This is a genomic window from Actinomadura luteofluorescens (genome assembly GCF_013409365.1).
GTDB lineage: Bacteria > Actinomycetota > Actinomycetes > Streptosporangiales > Streptosporangiaceae > Spirillospora > Spirillospora luteofluorescens.
The window spans coordinates 6288280-6310916 of the sequence record NZ_JACCBA010000001.1 but is presented as its reverse complement, the minus strand read 5'-3'; the positions used below and the strand labels follow the sequence as shown (position 1 = coordinate 6310916).

Sequence of the window (22637 nt, the reverse complement as noted above, 5' to 3'; positions counted from 1 at the left end):
CCCGAAATTGATCCTTGACGTCGGGCGACGCCGGTCGTACGTTCTGGAAAGCGCTTCCAGAAAGCGCTTTCCTGCCACCGATCCCCACCCTAGGACGGCTGGAATGCGAAGAAGGCTCAGCTGGTGTCTCCTGACGATCGCGGCGCTGCTGCTTCCGCTGCTCAGCGTCCCGCCTGCGGCGCAGGCCCGGGACGACGCCCCGATCCTCGACCCGATCCCCGACGACCCCGCCCCGTCCGGCCTCGGCCTCGTCCTCCAGGAGGTCGCGCAACTGCCGAAGTCGACGCCGACGGGCACCCCCACCGACCCGCGGCTGCTGCGGTGGAACCGCATCAACCACGTCGGTGAGGTCCCCGACCACTCGGGGCGCCTGTACGTGCCCGACCTGAACGGCAACCTGTACCTGCTCGACAAGAAGACCCGCACCCCGCACGTCTACCTGGACGTCGCCGCCACGTTCGCGCCCGACTTCTTCTCCCAGGCGGGACTCGGACAGGGCTTCGGATTCGTCACGTTCCACCCCGACTTCCGAAAGAACGGGAAGTTCTACACCACGCACGTCGAGGCGGGCGAGGCGCTGAAGACCAAGACGCCCGACCTGACCCCGCAGCCGAAGACCGGATACCACGGCGTCGTCGACGAGTGGACGGCCACGGACCCGAAGGCCGACACCTTCTCCGGGACGCACCGCGAGATCCTGCGCATCGGGTTCGCCGGGCGCATCCACAACCTCCAGCAGATCGACTTCAACCCGAACGCCCGTCCCGGCGACGCCGACTACGGCAAGCTCTACCTGTCGGTCGGCGACGGCGGCAACGGCAACGTCGGCGACAACGGCGGCGACCCGCAGAACCTCGGCGTCCCGCAGGGCAAGATCCTGCGGATCGACCCGGCCGGCAAGGACAGCGCCAACGGCAAGTACGGCGTCCCGGCCGACAACCCGTTCGCCGGGCAGGCCGGCAAGCTAGGCGAGATCTACGCCTACGGCATGCGCGACCCGCACCGGTTCAGCTGGGACACCGGCGGCACCCACCGCCTGTTCCTCGCGCACATCGGCGAGCACGAGATCGAGTCGATCCACGAGCTCTACCCGGGCGCGAACATCGGGTGGAGCGAGCGGGAGGGGGCGTTCACGTTCCGCAAGGACGACCGCTGCCACCTTTACCCGCTGCCGGCCGACGACGCGAAGTACGACTACGAGTACCCGCTCGCGGCCTACGACCACGACCCGCCCGCCGACTGGAACTGCTCCAGCGACGTCGGCCGCGCCATCTCCGGCGGCTACGTCTACCGGGGCGCGAGGCTGCCCGCTCTGCGCGGCAAGTACCTGTTCACCGACATCGTCAGCGGCCGGCTCATGTACACCGAAGAGTCGGAGATGAAGCACGACGCGACGGGCACGAACCGCGCCCAGATCTACGATCTGGCGGCCTACGACACCTCCGGGAACCCCGTCACGATGCGGGAGCTGGCCGGTGACCAGCGCGTCGACCTGCGGTACGGGTCGGACGGCAAGGGCGAGCCGTACCTGCTCGCCAAGGCCAACGGCAAGATCTGGAAGGTCGTCGGGACGAAGCGGGTCGCGTCCGGCGCGGCGGGACCGGTCCGCGTCGCGAACGCGATGGACGCCAAGAACTGGACGCCCGTCACGCCGTCCAAGTGGCAGTTCCCCGGCGACCAGGTGATCCTGGCCGAGGCCGGCGAGCAGCGGCCCGGACCGCGCCGCCCGTTCGAGTACGCGGTGCTGAACAAGGGCCCCGCGCTCACCTCGACGCGGATCGACGCGAAGGTGCGGCTCGACACGCCGGTGTCGGTCAGCAACCGGGACGTGATCGTCATCTTCGGCTACCAGGACGACACGCACTACTACTACACCCACCTGTCCAGCGACAACACCATCTACCCCCACAACGGGATCTTCCTGGTGAACGGCGCCGACCGGCTGCGCATCGACCAGCAGTGGAACGCCAACCGGTCGCACGGCGCCCCGCCGGCCATCACCGACGAGGCGTGGCACGGCGTCCGGGTGGACCGTCGCGCGGACACCGGCGAGATCGCCGTGTACGTGGACGGCTCGTCCAAGCCGGTCTTCACGGCCCGCGACACGACCCTCGGCTCCGGCCGGGTGGGCTTCGGCTCGTTCGACAACATCGGCCGGCTCCGCGACCTGACGGTCCGCGGAACCCCGGCGAAGTAACGGCCTCCTCCGGCCGGGCGCCGCGAGCCGGCGCCCGGCCGGAGGGCTCCAAGGAGTCGACATGATGATTCGCCGCGGCACCGCCGCACTCACCACCGCGCTGCTGGGCGCCTCCCTCTGCGTCGCCGCCCCGGCCCACGCCTCGACCGGCGGCGTCTTCCCGCCCCTGAAGAAGAACCTGATCTCCTACTACGACTTCGAGCACCCCGTCCAGGGCGACCCGTCCCGCGAGGCCGACCGCGGAAGCTCCGGAACCACGATCAACCTCATCAACGGCGGCGGGGCGATGCGCGTGCGGGACGGCGCGCGGCGGCACGCCATCCAGCTCGGGCAGGTGAACCCGGCCGCGAAGGGCAACGACGACTGGAAGGCGGGGGTCTTCTCCGCGTCCGGCGTCCCGTCCCTGCGCGCGTTCAGCTCCGCCAAGGGCGCGACGCTGGCGGGCTGGTTCAAGATGACGGGGACGAACCCGAGCCCCAACACCGAGACGTCCAACCCGACCGACGTCTACAACGCGATCGGCCTGTCCGGCCTGCTCACCGGCGACTCCGACGGGCACGCCGTGCGGGCCCTGCTGGAGATCATCGAGGTCTCCGGCACCCTGCACGTCGTCGCGCTGGGCCGCCGCGTGGACGGCTCGAAGTCACAGACGTTCGCGGCGAGCCAGGACTGGCAGAGCATCCTCCCCCAGAACACCTGGGTGCACCTCGCCGCGACGTTCGACTACGACACCGGCGAGATGGCGCTCTACAAGGACGGAAAGCCACTGGAGGGCTTCTACACCACGGCCGGGGACCCGTGGGGCCTCGAAGGCGCCCCCGAGCCCGACGTCACGTCCGCCACGGACCCCCGCGGCATCAAGATCGGCGGCAGCTACCCGCAGAACACCGCGGAGAAGAACCCCTGCAACTGCCGCATGGACGGCCTGATGTTCCTCGACCGCCCCCTCACCCCGAAGGAAGCGGGCATCCAGTACAAGTTCGCCAACCGCTGACCTCCCACCCCCACCGCCGGCGCCCTCGGGCGCCGGCGGTGCCCTTTTCACGTGCCCAGGCGGGCGGCGTAGAGGGCGGTGTCTGTGGCGGCCAGGAGGGTGCCGTCGGGGGCCAGGGCCAGGTCGTTGGCCGGGGCCGGGAGATCGATGCGGTGGGACGGCTCAGGGGCGGCGGCGTTCCAGGCGAAGACGGTGCCGGGGGCGTCCTGGAGGGCGGCGGCCACCAGGAGGTGACCGCCGACCAGGGCCGCGGCCACGTGGCCGCAGGGGGCCGGGACGGACAGGGTCGCGAGGCGGTCGCCGTCCAGGCCGTGCACGCCCAGGCCCTCCGGGGACGGGCAGAGCAGGACGAGGCCGTCCGGGGACGGGGTGAGGGTCGCGCAGCCGGGCGGGACGGCGGAGATCTCCTCGCCGCGTTCGAGGTCTAGCAGCGTGACCGCGGCGTCGCCGGCCAGCCCGGCGAGGGCGCCCGTCGCGGGCGTCGCGTGCAGGAGCCCGCGGCCGACGGCGGTGTGGTGGCCGAGCCAGAGACGGAAGTCGCGGAGGCGCTCGCCGGTGCCCGCGTCCCACACGGCGACCTCGGCGTCGTTCGCGGGGCCGAAGACGGCGACGACCGCGCCGCGGCCGTGGTGGACGGTGAGGCCGAGCAGGTCGGGGTGGGCGTCCAGGGTGAGTTCGCGGCCCGTGCAGAGGTCGTGGACGTGGAGGCGGTCGCGGTGCGTCCAGGCGACGGTCGGCGACCCGGCGGGGAGGCCGAACGCCCACTCGGCCCGGTCGGCCGGGAAGTCGGGGATCGGCGGGCCGAGCGGCGCGCCGGCCGCCAGGTCCCACGCCTGGCCGGTGTTCACGCCCTGCCCGATCCGGGAGGTGAAGGCCAGCGACGGGCGCTCGGCGGTGGCGGTGACGCCGTCGAAGGACCCTCGCGCCAACGGGTCCGCCAGCACGCTTTCCGGCATGCGTCGGAGCGTAGGCCACGCGGCGCAGATCGTTCCGGACACTCGCGAAATCGGTCGGGTCAGGCGCGGGTCAGGCGCCGGCGGCGCGCAGGCGCTCGGCGACGTCCTCCGGCGGGACGTCGTTGATCCAGGCGGCCATGCCCGACTCCGAGCCCGCCAGGTACTTGACCTTGTCGGCGGCGCGCCGGATCGAGAACAGCTCCAGGTGCAGGCGGAGCAGGTCGCGGCCCTCGCCGACCGGCGCCTGGTGCCAGCCCGCGACGTAGGGCAGCGGGGCGCCGTAGAGCGCGTCGCAGCGGCGCAGGAGGTCTCGGTAGAGGACGGCCAGCTCGTCGCGCTCCCCCGCGTCGAGGGCGGCCATGTCGGGGACGTGGCGGTGCGGCATGAGGTGCACCTCGACCGGCCAGCGGGCGGCGGCGGGGACGTAGGCCGTCCAGTGCTCACCGGACAGCACGACGCGGCTGCCGGCGCGCTCGGCCTTCAGGACGTCGCCGAACAGGTCCGGGTTCGCGGAGGCCGACGCCAGCATGCGCTCGGTGCGGGGGGTGAGGAACGGGTAGGCGTAGATCTGGCCGTGCGGGTGGTGCAGGGTGACGCCGATCTCGACGCCGCGGTTCTCGAACGCGAACACCTGCGCGACGCCGGGAATCGCCGACAGCTCGCGGGTGCGGTCGGCCCACGCGTCGACGACCGTCCGGACGCGGGAGACGGGCAGCAGCGCCATCGAGGTGGAGTGGTCGTCGGTGAAGCACACGACCTCGCAGCGCCCGGCGCCGCGGGACCGTTCCACACCGTCGATGGAGGGCGGCACCGGCGGGGTGCGGACGTCGAAGGACGGGAAGCGGTTCTCGAACACGGCGACGTCGTAGGACGCGTCCGGGATCTCCGAGGCCGGGCCGCCGGGGCACAGCGGGCACTGGTCGGCGGGCGGCAGGAACGTGCGCGTGTTGCGATGCCCGGTGATCGTGACGTGGTCGCCGGTCAGCGGGTCGCGGCGGACCTCGCACACCGGCTCGACCGGCGGCAGGCCGCGCGGATCCGCGACGGGCGCCCGGCCGGGGGCCTCGTCGTAGTAGACGATCTCGCGGCCGTCGGAGAGCCGCGCGCGTGTCCGGTTCATCTCGACCGGCAGCCTACAGCGCCGGAGCGTCCGCCCGCGCGGTCTCCTCGTGCACCGCCAGCAGGTACCTGACCAGCGTCGTCAGCACCTCCTTGCCGGAGGTGCGCTCCCGGACGTCGCACATCACGACCGGAGTCCCGTCGCTGAGGTCGAGCGCCTCCCGGATCTCGTCGGGCGTGTAGTCGTAGCCGTCGTCGAAGCGGTTCACGGCGATGACGAACGGCAGGCCCCGGTTCTCGAAGTAGTCGACGGCGGGGAAGCAGTCCGAGAGGCGGCGGGTGTCGGAGAGCACGACGGCGCCGAGCGCCCCGTAGGACAGCTCGTCCCACATGAACCAGAACCGGTCCTGGCCGGGCGTGCCGAACAGGTAGAGCACGAGGCCGTCGCGGATCGTGATGCGGCCGAAGTCCATCGCGACCGTGGTGGTGGTCTTCTGCTCGACGCCCTCGGTGTCGTCGACGCCGACGCCCCGGTCGGTGAGCAGTTCCTCGGTCTGCAGCGGGCGGATCTCGCTGACGGAGCCGACGAGCGTGGTCTTGCCGACGCCGAAGCCCCCGGCGACGAGGATCTTCACAGCGACCGGAGTGGCCGGGCCGACCCCCTCCCGGGGTGACGGCCCCGCGCTCCCTCCGGTGGCCGTACCGGCGTTCTCAGAGGGCTTGGAGACCATGGAGCACTTCCCTCAGCAGACGTTCCTTGGAGAGCGCGCTCTCCTGTTGGGGACGGGTGGCGGTGATGAGCCGGTGGTGGAGCAGGTCGCCGAGCAGCACCCGCACGACGACGAGCGGGAGACTGACCCGCGCCGCGACCTCGGCCACCGGCAGCGGTCGCAGGCACATCTCCAGGATGTCGAGATGCTCGGGGCCGATGCCGGGTGAGCCCGACCGCGGCCGCGCCGCGGTCGAGATTATCGTGATCATGTCGAAGGCCTCGCCCGTCGCGGGCCTGGCGCGCCCGCGGGTGAGCGCGTACGACCGCACGATCGGGCCGGCCTCGTCATCTAGCCATTCGCTGCCAGGACCGGTCATGGTCCGTCACGATTCCTCGGTATCGAGGGACTCGGCGCGGCCGCGCCGGGTGCCCCTCTGGATGGACGACATCATCGACCGCAGCTGTTCGGGCGACCGGTCGGCGCGGGCGGCGGGCGCGGGCGCGGCCGGCTCGGATCGTTCCTCGCGCAGCTGGGAGGCCATGTTCTCCTGCCGGACCCGCTTCGGCAACGAGGGGCGGTCCGAGCCGGGCGACTTGCCCGGGGGACGGCGCCGGACCTCGCGGGGCGAGCGCGGCACGCTCGGCGGGGGCGGGGGCGGGGCCGACGCGGGTTCGGGCGGCGGGTCGCCCCAGGGCGACGCGGCCGGCCGGGGCGCCGGCGAGGGGCCCTGGATCGGCTCCTCGAACACCGGGATGGGACCGGTCAGCGCGTCCGGCTCTCCGGACGGCTCCCCGGACGGGGACATGGCGGAGGCCGGGGGGATGAACGGGCGGACGGGCTGCGCGGGCTGGGCGAGCGGTTCCGGCGGCGGGGTCGGAGACGGGGACGGAGACGGGGACGGAGACGGGACCGCGGACTGCGCCGCGTGCCGTCCGGACGGCAGGTGCAGCACGGACCCGCCCTCGTCGAGCACCGGCTGCGGGCCGCTGCGGACGCTGGCGCCGCCCACGACCGTGCCGACGGGGACGAGCGCGTCCTCGGCTCGGCGGGTGGTGAGCGCGGGCGCGCTCTGCGCCGGGCCGCCCTCGTCGGGGACGACGAGCTCCTCGGGCAGCAGCACGATCGCGGTCATGCCGCCGTAGGGGGACGTCCGCAGGGTGACCTTGATGCCGTGCCGGCGGGCCAGCCGGCCGACGACGAACAGGCCGAGCTGGGCGCTGTCGGACAGGTCGAACTCGGCGGCGGTGGCGAGCCGCTCGTTGGCGGCGGCGAGGCTGGGCTCGTCCATGCTGAGGCCGCGGTCCTCGACCTCCAGCGTGAACCCGTGCGAGACGGCCTGCCCCTGCACCTGGACGGTCGTGTGCGGCGGCGAGAACGTCGCGGCGTTCTCGATCAGCTCGGCGAGCAGGTGGATGACGTCGGCGACGGCCGGGCCGACGATCGCGGCGCGGGTCATCGGGGCGACGTTGACGCGGGTGTAGTCCTCGACCTCGGACGCGGCGGCGCGGGCGACGTCCACGATCGCGACGGGGCTGCGCCAGCCGCGGCCGGGCGCCTGCCCGGACAGGATGATCAGGCCCTCGGCGTGCCGGCGCATGCGGGTGGCGAGGTGGTCGACCCGGAACAGGTCCTCCAGGTCGTCGGGGGTCTCGATGCGCCGCTCCATCGAGTCCAGCAGCTTGAGCTGGCGGTGCAGCAGCGTCTGGCTGCGGCGGGCGAGGTTGACGAACACGTCGCTGACGTTGCGGCGGAGCGTCGCCTCCTCGACGGCGCTCTGGATCGCGGTGCGGCGGGCGGCGTTGAACGCCTCGCCGACCTGGTCGATCTCGCGGGTCCCGAACGCCAGCGGCGGCGCCTCGGCGGCCACGTCGACCTCCTCGCCGCGGCGCAGCCGGCGGATCACGCCGGGCAGCCGGACGTCGGCCAGGTCGATCGCCTCGCGGCGCAGGCGACGCAGCTCGCGGATGACGGAGCGGGCGACCCAGACCGCGAGGACGAGGGTGGCGACGACCGCGACCAGCCCGAGCGCGCCCGCGAGGACGACGCGGGTGATGATGCCCTCGGAGATCGGCTGGGCGCGCTTCTCGGCGCCCGCCGACACCGACAGTTCGAGGCCGCGCAGCCGGGTGAGGTTGGAGTCGGCGGTGGTCTTCCACAGCGCGCCGGCGGTGCCGGTGGCGTTGACCAGCCGGGGCATGGCGACGAAGCGGTCCTCCAGCGTCCGGAGCCGGCTGTACTCGGGCATGCCGACGATGCGCTCGTAGTAGGCCTGGTCGGGGGAGCGCAGCTCGGCCGCCGTGTAGGTGTAGAGGGTTCGCTGCGTGCCGACGAGCTTGACGTACTGGGAGTGCTCGCCGGGTGTGATCTTGCCGGCGGCGAGCGCGCCCGCCAGCAGCGCGTCCTCCTGCGCGAGGACCTCGCGGGCCCGGGTCAGCGACGCCTCGTTGCGGGCGTCCTTGGCGACCTCGGAGTTGTCCAGGGTGGCGAGCGAGCCCTGCAGCGCGCCGACGTCGCCGAGCAGGGCCGTGTAGTCGGCGAACGTGCGGGCCCGGTCCAGGCGGCCGGCGTCGATGGCGCGGCGCCGGTCGTCCAGCCCGTCCAGCTCGGTCAGGATCTTGCCGGCGATGCGCTGGGCGTCCCTCGGGGCGGCGCCGTCGACGGCCTCGGACTCGGCGAGCTTGCGGAACAGGTCGGCCTGCCGGTCGGTGACCAGGCGGCCGGACTCCATGGCGGCGCGGTCGCCCTCCGCGCGGCCGCCGAGGTACACCATCGACAGGCGCCGCTCGGCCTGCAGGGCGCTGCCGAGCGCGCCCGACGGGTAGCCGTAGTGGTCCTGGACGGTCTTGACGTGGCGGAGGTTGAGCCCCTCGCCGAGCGCGATGCTCGCGGCGAACGCCCACAGGACGCCGAGGGAGACCACCGAGACGGTGACCATCAGGACGACCTTGAAGCGGATGGACCGGAAACGCGCGGCCTTGGGAGCCCGCCGGTGTCCGGCGGACGAGTCCGTTGTGCGGCCTCGATTTGGCACTGCGGCTGAACCTTCAACTCGGTCGGACGGCTGACATCGACTGGTCGGACGGCTGGCATCGATTGCGTGCGGAGCGGCTCACGCGGAACGCAGGAGAGCCTAGGACGGTCCGCCACCATGTGTCGACAGTTTCCAGATCATCACGTTTTGTTGCGGCGGACAGCCCAAAATACCCCTACGATGCCTCAGCGTGATGGCTCGTACCCCAGATGCGACGACGACCGTGCGCCCACCAGCCCGCGCCCGCCGGACCCTGCTCGCCACGGGGGCGCTGGTCGCGGCGGCGCTGACCGGCGCCTGCAGCGGCGGCTCCGACGCGACCGCCGCGCCGCCCGACGTCCCGATGCTGCAGGAACTCGGCACGCCGGAGGGCCGGCTCGACCTCGTCGCCTGGGCGGGGTACGCCGAGAACGGCACCAACGACCCGAAGGTCGACTGGGTCACGCCGTTCACGAAGGCGACCGGCTGCAAGGTGTACACGAAGGTCGCCGACACCTCCGACTCGATGGTCGCGCTCATGAAGACCGGGCGGTACGACGGCGTGTCGGCGTCCGGCGACGCGAGCCTGCGGCTCATCTACGGCGGGACGGTCGCGCCCGTCAACACCGGCCTGCTGAGCAGCTGGGATGACATCGCCAAGTACCTGAAGAACCAGCCGTACAACTCCGCCGCCGGGCGGATGTACGGCGTCCCGCACGGCTACGGCGCCAACATGCTGATGTACCGGACGGACAAGATCACGCAGCGTCCGACGTCGTGGAGCGTGGTGTGGGACAAGGAGTCCCCCGCGGCCGGGCACGTCGTCGCCTACGACTCCCCCATCTACATCGCCGACGCCGCGCTCTACCTGAAGACGCACCGTCCCGATCTGAAGATCACCGACGTCTACGAGCTGGACGACAAGCAGTTCGACGCCGCGGTTGACCTGCTCAAGAAGCAGCGCCCGAACGTCAACCAGTACTGGGCGAACTACCTGGACGAACTCCAGTCGTTCAAGAGCGGCTACAACTACGCCGGCACCGCCTGGCAGGTGACCGCGAACCTGGCCATGACGGACAAGGCGCCGGTCGCCACGACGATCCCGGACGAGGGCGCGACCGGCTGGTCCGACACGTGGATGATCTCCTCGAAGGCCCAGCATCCGACCTGCATGTACAAGTGGATGAACTGGATCACCATGCCGAAGGTGCAGGCGGAGGTCGCGCAGTGGTTCGGCGAGGCGCCCGCCAACCCCAAGGCGTGCCGGTACACGGCCAAGGGCTTCTGCTCCACCTATCACGTCGGCGACCCGGAGTTCTACAAGCGTCTGGCGTTCTGGAAAACCCCGGTGAAGAACTGCGGCGACGACCGCGGCAACAAATGCGTGGACTACTCCCGCTGGGCCCAGGCCTGGACGCAGATCAAGGGCTGACCCCTCGCTGACCTGCGCCTCAGGTGGTGAACGCCGATACCTCCCCCGGCCGATGCGCGAAACGACGCCCGTCGGCGATGGTGAAATCGAACGAGTGTGGGCAGGTGTTTCGTACCAGGGGCGAGTAAAGCCGGGGGAAGGGGAGCGTCATGAAGGGTCGAGTCCGCGTCAGAATCGGAAAACGCACCGCCGCCGGCCGGGCCGAACGCACGTCTTTGGACCTGCGCACGCCGTCCGGCCGCGTCCTTCCGTACTGACCGGCCCCGCCGTCAGGGCCAGCGGTACTCGGCGCCTTCGGCCGGGACGTGGTGGGGCAGGTAGCACTTCGTCGTGACGTGCTCGTCCTTGCAGTCGAGGCACAGGTAGGTGCGGTGGCCGCGCAGCCCCCGGCCCCGCCTGTCGCAGGGCGGGCAGACGCACGGCGACCAGCCGACGATGACCCGGCCCGGGTCGAGCCGGTGCCCGGCGGGGCACAGGAACGGGACGTGTTCGGGAGCCTGCACGGCTCGACCCTACTCGAACATATGATCGAACGGGAAGCGGGCCTTGCTCAGGAGGCGGGCTTCATCGTGAAGCAGTAGTTCGACTTGCCCTTGAAGTAGTGGCGGGCCCGGGGGTCGTCGAACCGCCACCGGCACGCGTCGTCGAGCTGGGCCGTCGACAGCTTCATGGTGTCGCCCTTGCGCATGACGCAGTACTCGCCGGGAGTCGGCGTCTCCCGGTACTCGATCCACTCCCAGCCGAGCTTCTGGCAGTACGGGGTGAAGTGCCCGGGGCCGAGATCGGCCCGCACGAGCCTCACCCTGCGCGAGGGCGGGGGCGAGGACGAGGGCGGCGGGGACGAACCCGGCGCCCGCGGCGTCGTGGAGGCGGCGGACGGGGACGTGCCCGGACGTGCCGCGCCGGTCCGCCCTCCGGCGGTTCCGGGCGAGCCGCCGACGGTGGACGGTGTGGCGGCGAGACCCGCGGAGGCCGCCGGCCCCACGGGGTGACCCTTCTTGCCGCCGGAGTCGCCGTTCGCGAACCAGACGACCGCGACGGCGGCGGCCACGGCCACCGCGGTGGCGCCCGCACCGGCGAGGACGATCCGCCTGCGCCTTCGCGGCTTGGGCGGCACCGTCAACGCGCTCGCCGCGCCGAAGTCGGACGGCGGCATGAGCTCGGACGAAGGGAGGGTGCCGTTCGGCGGTGCGGTCGGCGCGGACGGGACCGGCGGAGTCAGAGCCGGCGGAGACGAATCCGGTGAGGTCAGGGCCGGAGGAGACGGCGCCGATGGAGTCGGGTCCGGTGGAGAGGGATCCGGCGGGGCCGGGCTCGACGAATCAGGCGCGGGCGGTGGCGGCACCGGCGGGGCGGCCGGGGCTCGGCCCGTCCTGAGGACGAGGCGGTCGAGGACCTGCTGCGCCGACGGGCGGGACGCCGGGTCCTTGGCGAAGCACTCGGCGAGGAGGCCGCGCAGCGGCTCCTCCACACCGGCGAGGGACGGCTCCTCGTTCGCGATGCGGTTGAAGACGATGGCGACGGACTCGTTGCCGAACGGCGGGCGGCCGGTCGCCGCGAACAGCATCGTGGACGCCCACGCGAAGACGTCGACCGCGGGACCGATCTCGCCCGGTTCGAGCTGCTCGGGCGCCATGTAGGCGGGCGTCCCGACGGCGCGGCTGACCATCGTCTGCGCGCCCGACAGGGCGCGCGAGATGCCGAAGTCGATGACGCGCGGGCCGTCCGCGCCGATCAGCACGTTGTGCGGCTTGAGGTCGCGGTGCAGGATCCCGGCGTCGTGCAGGGCGACGAGGGCCGTGGCCGTCGCGACGGCCAGCCGGTCGAGCGCGCTGCCGGACCGGGGGCCGTGCTCGGCGACGACCCGGCTGAGCGGCGGCCCGTCGACGTACTCGCTGACGATGTAGCGGCGCTCGCCGACCGCGCCGGAGTCGAGCACCTGCGCGATGCAGAACCTCGCGACCTGCTCGGCCGCCTCTAACTCGCGGGCGAAGGTGTCGATGGCCCCGGTCAGCTGCGGGTGGAACACCTTGACGGCGACGCGGGTCCCGTCGGGCGCGTGCCCGAGATAGACCACGCCCTGCCCGCCCTCGCCGAGCCGGGAGGCGAGCCGGTAGGCGCCGAGCTGCTCGGGGTCGGCGGGGTGGAGGGGCGGCACGCCTTGCAGTGTAGGGGCAGAGCTCGCTACGGGCGGAAGATCAGTGGTCGCGGTCGGTCATCAGGCGGGCCAGTCCCCGGAGCTCGGCGTCGGGGCAGGGCGCGGCGCCGGCGGCGTCGAGGTCGGCGAGGGCGTCGGTGAGGAGTTCGTCGGCGTGGGCGGCGGCCCAGGCGCGGCCGCCCGCCGCGTCGACGAGCCCTGCGGCGGCGACCGCCTCCTCGTCGGTGAGCGGCGCGTCGCGCAGGTAGAGGGCGGCGAGGTCGCCCCCGGCGGCGCTGCCGGAGGTGAGGGCCGCGACGACCGGCAGCGACTTCTTGCGGCGGCGCAGGTCGGCGTGGACGGGCTTGCCGGTGACCGCCGGTTCGCCCCAGATGCCGAGCAGGTCGTCGACGAGCTGGAAGGCCAGACCGAGGCGCTCGCCGAAGACGCGCATGCGGGAGACCTGCCCGGCGGTGCCGCCGCCGTACACGGCGCCGAGCGCGCACGAGGCGCCGAGCAGCGCCCCGGTCTTGCCCGCGGCCATGGCCAGGCACTCGTCGAGCGTGACGTCGGCGCGCTCCTCGAACGCCAGGTCGGCGCGCTGGCCCTCGACCAGTTCCAGGACGGCCCGGGCGAGGATGCGCACGCCGCGTGCCACCACCGCGGAGGGCTCCTCTGCGAGGATCTCGTAGGCGGCGGCGAGGAGGGCGTCCCCGGACAGGATCGCGGCGTTGGCTCCGAACACCGCCCACGCGGTGGGGCGGTGCCGGCGGGTGAGGTCGCCGTCCATCACGTCGTCGTGCATGAGGGAGAAGTTGTGCGCGAGCTCGACCGCCACGGCGGCCGGCAGGGCGGCCTGGACCGTCCCGCCGACCGCCTCCGCGGCCAGCAGTGTGAGCGCGGGCCGGATCGCCTTGCCGCCCGCCCCGGCGGCAGGCCGGCCGCGCTCGTCGCGCCAGCCGAAGTGGAAGCCCGCGGTGGAGCGCGACGCGTCCGGCATGGACTCGACCACGTGCCGCAGCGCGGGGTCGAGCAGGCGGCGGCTCCAGGTCAGCACCTCCGCCGCCGTCCGGGGGCGGTGCCGCGGCCCCGTCCGGTGGTCGCAGCCGATCACGGCCGGGTCGTCTCTCCAGGCGGGCATGGCGGGTCCCCTCTCGTCAGCGGGCGATCTCGACGTTCTCCAGGACGCCGAGGGCGTCGGGGACCAGCACGGCGGCCGACTGGTAGGCGCTGACCAGGTAGGTCAGCAGCCCCCTGTCGTCGATGCCGGTGAACCGGACGGCGAGGCCCGGCCGGACCTCGCCCTCCAGTCCGGTGCGGTGCAGGCCCACGACGCCCTGGTCGTCCTCGCCGGTGCGCAGCGCGAGGATCGAGCTGGTCCCGGTCGGGGAGATGGGGATCTTGTCGGACGGGAGGATCGGGACGCCGCGCCAGGCGTGCACGCGGCGGCCCTCGACCTCGACGGGCGCGGGGTACACGCCGCGCCGCGTGCACTCCCGGCCGATCGCCGCGATCGTCTTCGGATGGGCGAGGAAGAACCGGGTCTTGCGGCGCCGGGCCAGCAGCTCGTCCATGTCGGCGGGGGTCGGCGGGCCCCCGAGCGTCTGGATGCGCTGCCGCAGGTCCGCGTTGTGCAGCAGCCCGAAGTCGCGATTGTTGATCAGTTCGTGCTCCTGGCGCTCCCTGACCTCCTCGATCGTCAGCCTGAGCTGCTGCTCGACCTGGTCCATCGGCTCGCCGTAGAGGTCGGCGACCCGGGAGTGGACGCGCAGGATCGTCTGGGTGACGGCCAGCTCGTACTCGCGGGGCGAGGCCTCGTAGTCGACGAACGTGCCGGGCAGGACGGGCTCGCCGCCGTGCCCGGACGCGACCTCGATCGCCGCCTCGCCGTGCCTGGTCCGCGGCGGGGCGGGCGCGGCGCGGTACTCCTCCAGGTGCGCGCGCAGCGCCTCGGACCGCTCGGTCAGCTCCTCGATCGCCTCCCGCGGCAGCGACAGGACGATCACGGGGGTGAGCGCGCGGAACGTGTGCGCCCACTCCCCCGGCTCGCCGAGCAGGGCGTCGGCGCCGAAGAACCCGCCGCCGTCGCGGACGCCGACCCGGCCGGCGGCGTCGTAGGCGCCGGGGACGCTCTCCTCGACCTTGCCGTGCGCGATCAGGTGGACCGCGTCGAGGGGCCCGCCCGACTCCGCGATCAGCTCGCCGGGCGCGTACTCGCGCTGCTCGAACCGCGCGGCGAGACCGTCCAGGACCGCGGGGTCGGACAGGCCGCGCAGCGGCGGCAGCTCGGCCAGTTCGGGCGGGACGACCCGGATCGCCGCGCCGTCGTTGACGAACGTCACGAGCCCGTCGCCGAGCCGGTAGGTGAGGCGGCGGTTCACCCGGTAGGCGCCGCCGCCGGCCTGCACCCACGGCAGCTGCGACAGCAGCCACCGCGGGGTGGTGCCCTGCGTCTGCGGGACGGTCTTGGTGGTGGAGGCGAGATTGCGTGCGGCGCGGGTGGAGAGGGCCAGGCGTTCTTCCGTCACGCGCCGGCACCGCCGTGGGCGACCTCGACGGACTCCAGCATGCCGAGCGCGTCGGGCACCAGGACGGCGGCCGAGTAGTACGCGCTGACCAGGTAGTTGAGGAGCGCCTTGTCGTCGATGCCCATGTACCGGACCGACAGGCCCGGCTGGTACTCGTCCGGCAGGCCGACCTGGTGCAGCCCGACGACGCCCTGCGCCGCCTCGCCGGTCCGCATCAGCAGGATCGAGCTGGTCAGCGTCGGCGAGACCGGGATCTTGTTGCACGGGAAGATGGGCACGCCGCGCCAGCCGGGCACCTTGTGGCCGCCGACGTCGACGCTGTCGGGGTAGATGCCGCGGGCGCTGCACTCGCGGCCGAACGCGGCGATCGCCTTCGGGTGCGCGAGGAAGAACGCGGGGTCCTTCCAGACGAGGGTGAGCAGGTCGTCCATGTCGTCGGGGGTGGGCGGGCCGGAGCGGGTGTGGATGCGCTGCGACAGGTCGGTGTTGTGCAGCAGGCCGAAGTCGCGGTTGTTGACGATCTCCTGCTCCTGGCGCTCGCGCAGCGCCTCGATGGTCAGCCTGAGCTGCTGCTCGATCTGGTCCATCGGCTGGTTGTAGAGGTCGGCGACGCGGGTGTGGACGCGCAGCACGGTCTGCGCGACGCTCAGCTCGTACTCGCGGGGGGACGCCTCGTAGTCGACGAACGTGCTCGGCAGGACGGGCTCGCCGTCGTGCCCGGACGCCACCTCGATCGCCGCCTCGCCGTGCGCGTTGTGCGCGCGCCGCGGGCTCGCCCGGTACTCGTCGAGGTGCGCCTGGAGCGAGGAGGACTGGCCGAGCGTCTCCTGGAAGTCGGCCTGGCTCATGCTGAGGATCGTGCAGGTCGTCACCGCCTTGACGGTGTGCTCCCAGGTCGGCGGCTCCTCGCCCTCCGGCGTCCCGAGGAGGGCCTGCTCGCCGAAGAAGTCGCCGTTCGCGAGCGTCCCGAGGACGGCGTCGGAGCCGTACTCGCCGGCGCCGATCCTGCTGAGCTTGCCGTGCGCGACGAGGACGACGCGGTCGACGGGGCGCCCCCGTTCGACGACGACGTCACCGGGCGCGTACTCCTGCTGGGTGAAGCGTCCCGCGATGGCGTCCAGGGTCAGGTCGTCGTCGTAGCCCCGCAGCGGGGCCAGCTCGCCGAGCTCGCGCGGGATCACGCGGACGTCGGCGCCGGTGGTCACGAAGGTGACCCGGCCGTCGCCCAGCGTGTAGGTGAGCCGCCGGTTGACGCGGTAGGTGCCGCCGGAAGCCTGCACCCAGGGCAGCAGCTTCAGCAACCACCGCGACGTGATGCCCTGCATCTGCGGGACGGACTTGGTCGTGGTCGCCAGGTTCCGCGCGGCCGCGGTGCCGAGGCTCAACTGGTGGTCCTGTTGCTGGTGCTCCTGTTGCTGCTGTTCCGTCACGTCCACACCACCGATTCGTCGTGGTCCTGCGGGGAAGAGGTGGCCTTTGGCCACCCGTGACGCTACAGACGGTAATGAGACGGTCGCAAGGAGCCATTCGCAGCACCTCTGATTTGCTCCCGCGCCACACAACTCGCACCCAGGCGCAACATCCCCTGTAACGCCCCCGCTCGCCGCCGCGGGACGGGGGTGACGGGCGCCGGCGGGGCGACGAGCTGCGCCTCTCACCCTCCGTAGAGGTTTCGTCGCAGGTCAGAAGTGGCGAACGTGGGGCAGATCACCCATCGGGCGGCGCCGCCGAGGAAAGATCCACTGCTTCTTGATGTTGAACATGGTGTGCACCGGACCGGGCCCGGTTCAGGACGGGCCCGGCGGAACCCGAGAGGAGGCCCCCAGTGACCGGAGTGTGGACCGCACTGGCGATCGAGACCGGAGCCGCGCTGGTGATCGCGGGTTCGCTGGCGGGCTGGGCCCGCCGGCGCTTCGCCCGCGACCACTGACCTACCGCCGGTGCGCGCCGTGCCCGGCCCACCGGGCATGGCGCGCCCCGTTCAGCTCCGCCGCGCCCCGGAACCCACCGGTTCCGGGGCGTCCTCTTCCCCGGCCCGCTCGATCGGCACCCCGGCGGTCTCCCGGATCTTGATGATCGGCAGCAGCGCCACCAGCGCGACGATCATCAGGTAGTAGGCCGGGACGGAGTTGGAGCCGGTGGCGTCGATCAGCGAGCCCACGAGCACGGCCGCCGTCCCGCCGAACAGCGACGTCGAGATGTTGTAGCCGATGGCGAAGGCCCCGTACCGGACCTTGGTCGGGAACATCGCCGGGAACGTCGCGCCGATCACCGCCAGCATCATCACCAGCAGCCCGCCGATGATCGCGTAGCCGACCACGACCCCGGCCGGGTCGTGCGTCTGCATGAGCGCGAACGCCGGCCAGGACAGCACGAGGAAGCCGACCGCCGCGGCGATCAGCAGCGGCTTGCGGCCGATCCGGTCCGACAGCGCGCCGAGCGGGAGGATCACCACCATCATCGCCGCCTCCACGCCGATCGTGGTGAGCTGCGACGAGGTGTCGTCCATGTCCAGGAAGTCGACGAGGTAGGACGGCATGAACGTCAGCAGCGTGTAGACGGCGACGTTCAGGAGGATCACGATGCCGATGAGGTTCAGGATGGTGCGCCAGTGGTGCTCCACGGTCTCCCTGAGCGGCGACTGGGCCTTCCTGCCCTCCGCCTCCATGTGCTGGAAGGTCGGGGTGTCCTCGATCCGCGTCCGGACGTAGAGCCCGACGGCGCCGAGCGGCAGCGCGATGAGGAACGGGATGCGCCAGCCCCAGCTCTGCATCGCGTCCTCGCTGAGCAGGAGGTCGATCAGCAGCACGAGCCCGGCGCCCATGATGTAGCCGCCGAGCGTGCCGAACTCCAGGAACGCGCCGTAGAACCCGCGCCGGTTCGTCGGCGCGTACTCGGCGATCATCGTGGCGGCGCCGCCGTACTCGCCGCCCGTCGAGAAGCCCTGGACGAGCCGGACGCCGAGCAGCAGCAGCGGCGCGGCGAGCCCGATCGTGGCGTAGCCGGGCAGGACGCCGATCACGAACGTCGAGCCCGACATCAGGATGATCGTGGCGGCCAGCACCCGCTTGCGGCCGAGCCGGTCCCCCAGCGGGCCGAAGAACATGCCCCCGAACGGGCGGGCGAGGAACGCCGCGGCGACGAGCGCGAACGAGCGCAGCGTGGCGCTGCCGGACGCGTCCTCGGGGAAGAACACGGTGCCGACGATCGACGTCATCACTCCGGCGCTGAACACACCGAAGTCGAACCACTCGATGCAGTTGCCCATCGCCGACGCGGTCACGGCCTTGCGGACGGCGCCCTCGTCGGGCGCCGCGCCTTCCGGCGGTCCGGTGCCCTCGCCTCCGCGTCCCGGATCCGCTCCCTGCCGCGCGTTCGTCGAGTCGTTCACGGCTTGCCTCTGCCCGAAGATCAGCAAAAGTAACGCCGGGTTGGGACTCCGATGACTCTGCGGTAGAAGGCCCTGGTCAGGGCGCGGCAGGACGGGTGACGACCGGTCAGGCCCTGCGGGACCGGCGCGGGGTGCGCGCGGTGTCCTCGTCCTCGTCGGCGCCGCCGAGGAGGTCGTCCGGCAGCGGGGGCAGGACGGTGGTGCGCTGCGGGTCGCCGTCCAGGGGATCGGCGGCGCGCCGCGGGGCCTTGCCCCGTCCGGGAAGCTCGTCGGTGGTCTGCGGGTCGCCGGTGGCCTGGGGGTCGCCGCCGGCCGGCGGGTCGACGGTGGCCTGCGGGTCGTCCGGCAGCTCGTTGGTGGTCTGCGGGTCGCCGCCGAGCAGTTCGTCGAGGGACGCGGTGGTCTGCGGATCGTCCGGGGCGTCCAGCAGGTCGTCCTCGGGGATGGCGACGAGCGCCTGCGTCTCCTGCGCCTCCCGCGTGATCACACCGCTGGCGAGGACGGTGTTGCGGTGCCGCAGCGCGCCGTTCTCGCGGAGCAGGTTGTCGTTGTCGGAGCGGGCGCGGGCGATGCGGCGGCTCAGCCGGAGGTGGACGACGAGGCCCCCGGCGGCGGCGCCGAGGACGAACCCGGCGACCGGGAGGCCGACGGCCGGCGGCGCGAGCGTGGAGACCAGCGCGACCACGACCAGCGCGACGACGACCGCGAACGCGAGCAGGTGCTGTTCCACCCAGTCCAGGACGGTGTTGACGCGCTTGGGGATCCTCACTCGCCTTCTCCTCCACTCGGCTCGGAACGGGGACAACGACCGGGCCGAGGCGGGATGTTCCAGCGCCGCGGCACCGCCGTTCCAGGGGACGCCGCCGGGCTCCGCGGCCGGGACGGCACCGGGCTCGCGCCCTCGCGCGCCGCCCTGTCAGTCGACGGGCTCCCAGGGATCGTGACCGGAGGGAGACCTTGCCGAAACCCTAACAGGATGTCCCGGCCGCCTCCGACCCGGCGCCCCGCGCGTCGCCCGCCGGGATGCGAGCACAGGGTCGCGGCGAATATCGTCTTCGGATATGAGCGAACACTTTGACGTCGTGGTCCTGGGCGCGGGCCCGGGTGGATATGTCGCCGCGATCCGGTCGGCGCAGCTCGGGCTGAAGACGGCGATCATCGAGGAGAGGTACTGGGGCGGGGTGTGCCTCAACGTCGGCTGCATCCCCTCGAAGGCGCTGCTGCGCAACGCGGAGCTGGCGCACATCTTCACCCACGAGCAGAAGACGTTCGGGATCAACGTCGAGGGCAGCGTGTCCTTCGACTACGGCGTCGCCTACCAGCGCAGCCGCCAGGTGTCGGACAAGCTCGTCAAGGGCGTCCAGTTCCTGATGAAGAAGAACAAGATCACGTCCTACGACGGGCGCGGCACGTTCACCGACCCGAACACCCTCGAGGTGGCGAAGCAGGACGGGTCGAGCGAGACGGTCACGTTCGACAACTGCATCATCGCGGCCGGCGCGCACACCAAGCTGCTGCCGGGCACGTCGCTTTCGGAGCGCGTCGTCACCTACGAGGAGCAGATCCTCAGCTCCGAGCTCCCGGGCAGCATCGTCATCGCGGGCGCGGGTGCGATCGGCGTCGAGTTCGCCTATGTGCTGCACAACTACGGGGTGAAGGTCACGATCGTCGAGTTCCTGGACCGGATGGTCCCGAACGAGGACGCCGACGTGTCCAAGGAGCTGGCGAAGCGGTACCGCAAGCTGGGCGTGGACGTCCTCACCTCGACCCGGGTGGACGCGATCGACGACTCGGGCGAGAAGGTCAAGGTCACCGTCACCGGCAAGGACGGCGCGCAGCAGGTGCTGGAGGCCGACAAGGTGCTCCAGGCGATCGGTTTCCAGCCGAACGTCGAGGGCTACGGGCTGGAGAAGACCGGCGTCGCGCTGACCGAGCGCGGCGCGATCGACGTCGACGGCCGCTGCCGGACGTCCGTCCCGCACATCTACGCCATCGGCGACGTCACCGCGAAGTTGATGCTCGCGCACGCCGCCGAGGCCATGGGCATCGTCGCGGCCGAGACCATCGGCGACGCCGAGACGATGGAGCTCGACTACGTGATGATCCCGCGCGCGACCTACTGCCAGCCGCAGGTCGCCTCGTTCGGCTGGACGGAGGCGCAGGCGAAGGAGCAGGGCTTCGAGGTCAAGACCGCCAAGTTCCCGTTCAGCGCCAACGGCAAGGCGCTCGGCCTGGGCGAGGGCGACGGCTTCGTCAAGGTGATCAGCGACGCGAAGTACGGGGAGATCCTCGGTGCGCACATGATCGGCCCCGAGGTGACCGAGCTGCTGCCCGAGCTGACCCTGGCGCAGCAGTGGGACCTCACCGTCAACGAGGTCGCGCGCAACGTGCACGCCCACCCGTCCCTGGGCGAGGCCATGAAGGAGGCCGTGCACGGCCTGGCCGGCCACATGATCAACCTCTGATCCGCGGAACGGCACGAGGCCGCCGCCACGGTTCGAACGTGGCGGCGGCCTCGCCGTCGCGGGGTCAGGACGCCGGCCAGCGCTCCAGGGCCTTGTAGGCGGGCTGCCACTGCGTGTCGAACGCGGTGCGGGCCGGCGCGGGCAGGACTGACAGCGTGGTCGCGACCGTCTCCTCGTCCACGCCGTCAAGGAGCCAGGGAAGCACGCGCGGCGCGTCGGGGCCGACGTGGCGGCCGTGGGCCTGGCCGAAGGCCTGGAACTGCTCCGGCGTCAGGGTGGCGTCGATCAGCGGCAGCGCCTCCTTCTCCTCGTGCGCGAGGTGCGCGGTCAGGGCGGTGGCGAGGGCGTCGACGAGCTCGCCCACGGGCTCGGCGCCGGTGTCGATGGCCTCGATGAGGGGGTCGACGGCGGCGTGCTCGGCCTCCATCGCGTCCAGCAGGGCCAGGTCGTCGGCCTGCCCGGCGAGCGTCCCCCGCAGGACCGGCCAGAGGGCCTCGTCCTCGGCGGTGTGGTGGGCGTGCAGGGACACCTTGAACAACTCCCAGCCCGCGGCCGCGGCGAGGAGGCGGCGGGGGTCGTCGTCCTCGCGCGCGGTCACCTTGGCGAGATGCTCCAGTTCCCTCCTCAGCGCGTCGTGCATGACGTACATCAGGGTCCAGTCGTATTCGCTCATCGCTCCTCCTTCTTCACCGCGTTGACGGAGCGGCCGGAGGAAAGGTGACGGCTCAGGACGAATGCGTCGGCGCAGGCCGGTTGAGGCGGCTGAGGAGGCGCTGGCCCTGGCGGGAGCTGATGTCGAGGCGGCGGGCCAGTTCCGCGCCGGTGATGCCGGGCTCGGCGTCGAGGATGGCGAGGGCGCGGGCCTCGTTGTCGGTGGCCACGCCGCGCGGGGCCTTCCGGGAGGGGGCTTCCTGCGGCGGCTCGGGCGGGGCCTTCTGAGGCGCGGCCTTCTGAGGCGGCGCCTTCTGGGCCGGCTTCCTCGGGGCGGGCGCCGTCGCGGGCGGAGGCTCGTCCACGGGCTCCGGCTTCGGCGCGGTCAGCTCGGTGACGCGGGCGAGGGCCTGGTCGAGCATGACGCCGTCGGTGAGCATCCAGACGACGTCGGCGGGGGCCCTGCTCCTCCACCTGCGGCCGTAGTGGTCGTCCAGGAGGGCCAGGGCATGGCGGCGGCGCTGCTCGGCGGTCAGGGCGTGCCGGTAGGAGGTGATCTGCCACAGCACCATGCGGCGCCACAGCCGGAACGTCGAGAACGGGGCGAGCAGCCAGCGGGCCAGGGGGACGCCTTCGCGGACGGTCCCGGCGGCGATCCCGGCGCGGCGGCGGATGGCGTGCCGGACGGCCTCGATGAACGTGATGAACAGCACCGGCATCGCGGCGTGCATCACCATGCCGGTCGGGTCGCCGTGCGCGGCCGAGACGTTCAGCCAGACGGTGGCGGCGGTGAAGGCGAACGCCGTCCAGCGCAGCGCCGGCATCGGCATGGCCAGCCACTCCAGCAGCAGCGCGACCGACACCAGCGCGAGGATGCCGAGGTCGACGCCCGCCGGGACGATCCACGCCTGGCCGCCGAACCAGGGCTCGGCCACGTCCCGGACGGAGGCGAACGACCCGTAGCCGCCGAGCCCGGCGAGGCCGGCGAAGAACAGGCCGCCGACCCCGGCCAGGACCCGCTGGGCCCGGGTCAGCGGCACGGCGGCCGCGCGCTGCTCGTCCATCGGCGCTCCTCCGTCACGGGGTCCGGATCACCCCGAGACG

At 72.5% G+C, this 22637-nt stretch carries 18 protein-coding genes; 4 read left to right on the top strand and 14 right to left on the bottom strand.

Annotated elements, in window-relative coordinates:
* Positions 1 to 103: 103 nt before the first annotated feature.
* Complete coding sequence (locus BJY14_RS29440) at positions 104 to 2197, top strand: PQQ-dependent sugar dehydrogenase (RefSeq protein ID WP_179846576.1); 2094 nt, start codon at positions 104 to 106, stop codon at positions 2195 to 2197.
* Positions 2198 to 2258: 61 nt separating this feature from the next.
* Positions 2259 to 3191 (top strand): LamG-like jellyroll fold domain-containing protein, encoded by a 933-nt coding sequence (locus BJY14_RS29435; protein ID WP_246396153.1) that lies wholly within the window; start codon positions 2259 to 2261, stop codon positions 3189 to 3191.
* A gap of 47 nt (positions 3192 to 3238) precedes the next feature.
* Here BJY14_RS29435 and BJY14_RS29430 read toward each other — a convergent pair whose 3' ends face one another.
* The 5 genes from BJY14_RS29430 to BJY14_RS29410 all read right to left on the bottom strand — a co-directional run bounded on the left by BJY14_RS29430 (position 3239) and on the right by BJY14_RS29410 (position 8854).
* On the bottom strand, positions 3239 to 4147 hold the full coding sequence (locus BJY14_RS29430; RefSeq protein WP_179846575.1) for a hypothetical protein: 909 nt from the start codon (positions 4145 to 4147) through the stop codon (positions 3239 to 3241).
* A 70-nt stretch (positions 4148 to 4217) separates the two neighbouring features.
* Complete coding sequence (gene galT, locus BJY14_RS29425; RefSeq protein ID WP_179846574.1) at positions 4218 to 5267, bottom strand: galactose-1-phosphate uridylyltransferase; 1050 nt, start codon at positions 5265 to 5267, stop codon at positions 4218 to 4220.
* A gap of 13 nt (positions 5268 to 5280) precedes the next feature.
* On the bottom strand, positions 5281 to 5841 hold the full coding sequence (locus BJY14_RS29420; protein WP_376770019.1) for a GTP-binding protein: 561 nt from the start codon (positions 5839 to 5841) through the stop codon (positions 5281 to 5283).
* A 76-nt stretch (positions 5842 to 5917) separates the two neighbouring features.
* Positions 5918 to 6295, bottom strand: a complete 378-nt coding sequence (locus tag BJY14_RS29415) for a DUF742 domain-containing protein (protein WP_179846572.1) — start codon at positions 6293 to 6295, stop codon at positions 5918 to 5920.
* Between the two features lie 6 nt (positions 6296 to 6301).
* Complete coding sequence (locus tag BJY14_RS29410) at positions 6302 to 8854, bottom strand: nitrate- and nitrite sensing domain-containing protein (protein ID WP_179846571.1); 2553 nt, start codon at positions 8852 to 8854, stop codon at positions 6302 to 6304.
* Positions 8855 to 9143: 289 nt separating this feature from the next.
* On the opposite strand from BJY14_RS29410, the gene BJY14_RS29405 reads away from it, so the two are divergent.
* Positions 9144 to 10361 carry an ABC transporter substrate-binding protein gene (locus BJY14_RS29405; protein ID WP_179849712.1) on the top strand — a complete coding sequence of 406 codons (1218 nt, stop codon included), beginning with the start codon at positions 9144 to 9146 and terminating at the stop codon, positions 10359 to 10361.
* A 269-nt stretch (positions 10362 to 10630) separates the two neighbouring features.
* Here the strand turns inward: BJY14_RS29405 and BJY14_RS29400 are convergent, their stop codons facing one another.
* The 7 genes from BJY14_RS29400 to BJY14_RS29370 form a co-directional block, all read right to left on the bottom strand.
* Positions 10631 to 10864, bottom strand: a complete 234-nt coding sequence (locus BJY14_RS29400; RefSeq protein WP_179846570.1) for a hypothetical protein — start codon at positions 10862 to 10864, stop codon at positions 10631 to 10633.
* A 47-nt stretch (positions 10865 to 10911) separates the two neighbouring features.
* Entirely contained in the window at positions 10912 to 12519 is a 1608-nt protein-coding gene (locus tag BJY14_RS29395) for a serine/threonine-protein kinase (protein WP_179846569.1), read from the bottom strand.
* 40 nt (positions 12520 to 12559) lie between these two features.
* Positions 12560 to 13639, bottom strand: a complete 1080-nt coding sequence (locus BJY14_RS29390) for a family 2 encapsulin nanocompartment cargo protein polyprenyl transferase (protein WP_179846568.1) — start codon at positions 13637 to 13639, stop codon at positions 12560 to 12562.
* A gap of 16 nt (positions 13640 to 13655) precedes the next feature.
* Positions 13656 to 15026, bottom strand: a complete 1371-nt coding sequence (locus BJY14_RS29385) for a family 2B encapsulin nanocompartment shell protein (RefSeq protein WP_179846567.1) — start codon at positions 15024 to 15026, stop codon at positions 13656 to 13658.
* On the bottom strand, positions 15023 to 16456 hold the full coding sequence (locus tag BJY14_RS29380; protein ID WP_312879466.1) for a family 2B encapsulin nanocompartment shell protein: 1434 nt from the start codon (positions 16454 to 16456) through the stop codon (positions 15023 to 15025). The genes BJY14_RS29385 and BJY14_RS29380 overlap by 4 nt, the downstream gene beginning before the upstream one ends.
* 551 nt (positions 16457 to 17007) lie before the next feature.
* Complete coding sequence (locus BJY14_RS29375; protein ID WP_258941860.1) at positions 17008 to 18417, bottom strand: MFS transporter; 1410 nt, start codon at positions 18415 to 18417, stop codon at positions 17008 to 17010.
* A 106-nt stretch (positions 18418 to 18523) separates the two neighbouring features.
* Complete coding sequence (locus BJY14_RS29370) at positions 18524 to 19186, bottom strand: hypothetical protein (protein ID WP_179846566.1); 663 nt, start codon at positions 19184 to 19186, stop codon at positions 18524 to 18526.
* A 292-nt stretch (positions 19187 to 19478) separates the two neighbouring features.
* On the opposite strand from BJY14_RS29370, the gene lpdA reads away from it, so the two are divergent.
* Positions 19479 to 20882, top strand: a complete 1404-nt coding sequence (gene lpdA / locus BJY14_RS29365; RefSeq protein WP_179846565.1) for a dihydrolipoyl dehydrogenase — start codon at positions 19479 to 19481, stop codon at positions 20880 to 20882.
* Positions 20883 to 20946: 64 nt separating this feature from the next.
* Here the strand turns inward: lpdA and BJY14_RS29360 are convergent, their stop codons facing one another.
* Positions 20947 to 21555, bottom strand: a complete 609-nt coding sequence (locus tag BJY14_RS29360) for a hemerythrin domain-containing protein (protein ID WP_179846564.1) — start codon at positions 21553 to 21555, stop codon at positions 20947 to 20949.
* Positions 21556 to 21607: 52 nt separating this feature from the next.
* On the bottom strand, positions 21608 to 22597 hold the full coding sequence (locus BJY14_RS29355; protein WP_179846563.1) for a DUF2637 domain-containing protein: 990 nt from the start codon (positions 22595 to 22597) through the stop codon (positions 21608 to 21610).
* Positions 22598 to 22637 lie beyond the last annotated feature (40 nt).

Coding starts and splice junctions, on each gene's coding strand:
- BJY14_RS29440 (WP_179846576.1), top strand. CDS start 104: ATGCGAAGAAGGCTCAGCTGGTGTCTCCTGACGATCGCGGCGCTGCTG.
- BJY14_RS29435 (WP_246396153.1), top strand. CDS start 2,259: ATGATGATTCGCCGCGGCACCGCCGCACTCACCACCGCGCTGCTGGGC.
- BJY14_RS29430 (WP_179846575.1), bottom strand. CDS start 4,147: ATGCCGGAAAGCGTGCTGGCGGACCCGTTGGCGCGAGGGTCCTTCGAC.
- galT (WP_179846574.1), bottom strand. CDS start 5,267: ATGAACCGGACACGCGCGCGGCTCTCCGACGGCCGCGAGATCGTCTAC.
- BJY14_RS29415 (WP_179846572.1), bottom strand. CDS start 6,295: ATGACCGGTCCTGGCAGCGAATGGCTAGATGACGAGGCCGGCCCGATC.
- BJY14_RS29410 (WP_179846571.1), bottom strand. CDS start 8,854: ATGGTCACCGTCTCGGTGGTCTCCCTCGGCGTCCTGTGGGCGTTCGCC.
- BJY14_RS29405 (WP_179849712.1), top strand. CDS start 9,144: ATGGCTCGTACCCCAGATGCGACGACGACCGTGCGCCCACCAGCCCGC.
- BJY14_RS29390 (WP_179846568.1), bottom strand. CDS start 13,639: ATGCCCGCCTGGAGAGACGACCCGGCCGTGATCGGCTGCGACCACCGG.
- lpdA (WP_179846565.1), top strand. CDS start 19,479: ATGAGCGAACACTTTGACGTCGTGGTCCTGGGCGCGGGCCCGGGTGGA.
- BJY14_RS29360 (WP_179846564.1), bottom strand. CDS start 21,555: ATGAGCGAATACGACTGGACCCTGATGTACGTCATGCACGACGCGCTG.
- BJY14_RS29355 (WP_179846563.1), bottom strand. CDS start 22,597: ATGGACGAGCAGCGCGCGGCCGCCGTGCCGCTGACCCGGGCCCAGCGG.